4 protein-coding genes are annotated in these 3,319 nt (G+C 39.4%); 2 read left to right on the top strand and 2 right to left on the bottom strand.

All coding sequences use genetic code 11. From position 1 onward, the window contains the following. Positions 1-341 precede the first annotated feature (341 nt). On the top strand, positions 342-632 hold the full coding sequence (locus C8R34_RS16015; protein WP_110342284.1) for a hypothetical protein: 291 nt from the start codon (positions 342-344) through the stop codon (positions 630-632). A 73-nt stretch (positions 633-705) separates the two neighbouring features. Here the strand turns inward: C8R34_RS16015 and C8R34_RS16010 are convergent, their stop codons facing one another. Further along, positions 706-1,233, bottom strand: a complete 528-nt coding sequence (locus tag C8R34_RS16010; RefSeq protein ID WP_110342282.1) for a hypothetical protein — start codon at positions 1,231-1,233, stop codon at positions 706-708. A gap of 732 nt (positions 1,234-1,965) precedes the next feature. On the opposite strand from C8R34_RS16010, the gene C8R34_RS16005 reads away from it, so the two are divergent. Next, positions 1,966-2,643 (top strand): 4'-phosphopantetheinyl transferase superfamily protein, encoded by a 678-nt coding sequence (locus tag C8R34_RS16005; protein ID WP_110342280.1) that lies wholly within the window; start codon positions 1,966-1,968, stop codon positions 2,641-2,643. Positions 2,644-2,874: 231 nt separating this feature from the next. Here C8R34_RS16005 and C8R34_RS16000 read toward each other — a convergent pair whose 3' ends face one another. Further along, on the bottom strand, positions 2,875-3,084 hold the full coding sequence (locus tag C8R34_RS16000) for a hypothetical protein (protein WP_110342278.1): 210 nt from the start codon (positions 3,082-3,084) through the stop codon (positions 2,875-2,877). Positions 3,085-3,319: the final 235 nt, after the last annotated feature.

The raw sequence follows: 3,319 nt of genomic DNA, 5'->3' as shown, positions 1-3,319 counted from the left end.
TATAATCGAGGACAATCTATTTTGAATGAACGTGAAAAAATAAAACGGCGAACCTTAGCTCTGCGACGCCAAATGTTTTATGCTAAACAAGCAACAAACTCGAATCTGATGAGCTAATGCGTCTCTTAATTCAGCCACCCATTAGTCCACATTGCTTTGACGACGTACACTGTCCGGTTTTTGTGAAGCATTACAATATTGTGCGCGCGGTAATTCCATCTTCATCCTCCATCTCATGTCTTCATTTTATGAAACTTTGGACTCCATGAAAATCAGCATACCTCAGGTCCGCGCTAGTACAATTTAACTGATGGCAATCTCATCTTCAAGGAGTAATTATTATGAAAAAAACATTGATAGCTATTGTTTCTGCGATCGTTATGTCGCCTACAACGATAGTAATAGCCGATTATGGAGATGATTTAAGGAAACAGGAGGAGAAAAGGTTACAGGAAAACAACAGAAATCAACCTCTCCAGCCATCGGGAACATCTCCGGGACCTTCTTATGATCCTTCTTATGATCCTTCTTATGATTCTTCCTACACAAGCGAGAGTTTGAATTCTCCTGCCAGAATTGATTCAAATGATAAACCAGGTAATGCGTCGCAAACGGATGAGTCAAAAAAATAGGAGATAATTTTTCTCAATACGTTGCTAATCGGACAAATGCGGAGAATAAATCTTAAAAACAAAAATCGCGGAATTATTTTCTCGATTTTAAAATAGCAAGTGCGATTGGATATTTTTCATGAGTCTCATCTATCATAATGCCATCAAACATGATCTCTTTTGAGTCTTTGATTTCGTTGAAAGAGCTTTCAACGCATTCTTTCATCGACAGTCGAAGACTAGTTGTTATGGAGGTTAAATAAATAAGCAAATAGCCAATATCAGCCTTAATAACTTTTCTTGTTGAAACATTTTCGGCTAATTGGCCTATATTTTTAAAAACCAATAGTGCAGCAATTTTTGGATCTGCAACCCGTTTATCCTTTATTACTTTGGTAAGTTTTAAACACGCATCAAAAGTTATGTTTTGCATCTGACAGATAATTATCATTTGTATCAAGCAGTGTCCAATCGCATTAGTACAAACTTCACCATTGTCTAAAAAATTGATTAATTTTCCACAGTTAGATACTAACTTTAATGTTTCTTTATCTAGGTTTGAGCCATTTATAATATTTCTTTCTTCTGCCCAAGTATGAACACTAGGTATAAATCTTTCCATTTTTCACTTCTCTAAAATTGATTCTGAACCCAGAGAGATTTATGGATATAAGTTTTAAACCAAAAATACAACTCCAGTAATTGAAGATAATAATACCCGCGGACCGCCTGAAGCGGTTTTTTATTTTTCCCATTCCAGCCAATCTGTCAATCAAGCGTCGCGATACCACCATTTCTTGTTGCGCTGAGTGTAGAACTAAATTTGCTTTCAAAACAACCAGAGCTCCAGGGAGTGTGTGATTATCCCACCTAATGGGATGGTTGTGCGGATGCTAAAATCAGGGCTTGGCTATGCTGATTCAGTTTTGCGTAGCGCTGGCCCAGGCTTTATTGTGCGAGAAGAATTTAAAACGGCTGCCAAATCAAGGGCAAATACGATATTCAGATTGGGATGGATTTCTACTAACGGTACTTGAGCAAGCTGCAAAGGAACTGAAAGGCACATATACAACTCAATCAGCTAGCTGAGCTCACATGGGGTAAGGTCAATATTGCTGATTATGTTCATCCATTGAGTCAAGGGATTCCTGGCGGGCAATCTGGTCATCCGCTTTCCAAGCATTACAGAGACCAGCACAACTATTAGGTGTAGGTAAATGGACAGCTAGTACATTTTGTTACCGAAGTGTATAAACACTACTAAAGCTTATGCCTTCCATGTGGAATCACAATAATTAATAGCTTATTACATTTCGAATCAGAAACTATTTTGTAGACTCTCCCTGACTTCATTGTGAATAATGTTCAACGATTATCCTTGCCGAACACAGTCCCCGCTGGCATTGAAGTGTGGCTGCTTGAGCTAAATTTGCGGGCACCCATATCGAACTCGGATTTTTTACTACTAAACAAGTCTGAACGTGCTCATGCACTGCGCTTTCATACGCTTGCAGACCAAGTGCGTTCAACTGCAACGCGCGCAGCTTTAAGGAGGATACTCGCAGAAAAGGTAGCAATGCTTCCGAATCAACTGCACTTTGCTACGAATCATCACGGCAAGCCTTATTTACACGGTGGTACAGGTATTGAGTTCAATGTTTCTCATGCCGGTCAATTTGCATTGATAGCCATTTCAACCAATGGGCAGGTTGGAGTAGATATCGAAGACTGTAATCGCCGATTAGATGTCAGTGCTTTGACTGAATATGTATTCACTGCTTTAGAGCGGCAATCCGAATTGATGACAAATGAAGATTTTATTAAACGCTGGGTTGTAAAAGAATCTGTGTTAAAGGCATTGGGTGTGGGGATTTCAGAATATTTGCAAGCTATTTCTGTTTTGCCGCTTGGTGGTAAAAGTTATATGGTTCAAAGTGATCATTTGGATTGGTCAGATACAAAGGCCTGGTTAATTGATGTGCCTGATTACTATGCTGCAGCACTGGCTGTTAAGAATCATAAGAGTACATAGGATTCTTGTAAAATTGAGGAAAAATGAGCCTTCGCTCTAATTAAATTGACCAAGTAAATGGAATACCGTATTCTGCTAGAAAAGCATGGATTTGCCATTCTTAAACATATGCAATCCGATCCCGCTTGTGGAAGGCATACTTACTGGATAGCGCAGAAGGCTTAAGCCGCACTCCTAGATAGATTTTCAACTAAATTATATAAATGCTTGCTAGCAAGGTGTCGATACATTTTATGTAAATTTAGGAATAATCGTCGGCAATGAAGTTGCCGACGAGCCGTACGGCTCGTCATGTGCGATTTTAAAATCTGCCTGGATTTTTGGCGCATTGGGTTCGTAAGAACCAAATAGCTCGTCTGCTGTTAAGTTTTTCACTGCGATAATTGCATCAGGTCCGGTGTCATTCAATTCTTTGTGCTGAGTCTGGACAGCGGGCGACATTTTAGCGTTTACTCTTGTGATGATTTTTTCTAATTCATCCCGTGTTGCAGGATTTTCGGTATCTCCTGTACGTCGTCAAAGCAATGTGGACTAATGGGTGGCTGAATTAAGAGACGCATTAGCTCATCAGATTTGAGTTTGTTGCTTGTTTAGCATAAAACATTTGGCGTCGCAGAGCTAAGGTTCGCCGTTTTATTTTTTCACGTTCATTCAAAATAGATTGGCCTCGATTATA

The sequence above is a fragment of the Nitrosomonas sp. Nm84 genome (genome assembly GCF_003201565.1).
Classification (GTDB): Bacteria; Pseudomonadota; Gammaproteobacteria; order Burkholderiales; family Nitrosomonadaceae; genus Nitrosomonas.
The sequence above is the reverse complement of the archived record's forward strand: the minus strand, read 5'-3'. Positions and strand labels throughout refer to the sequence as shown.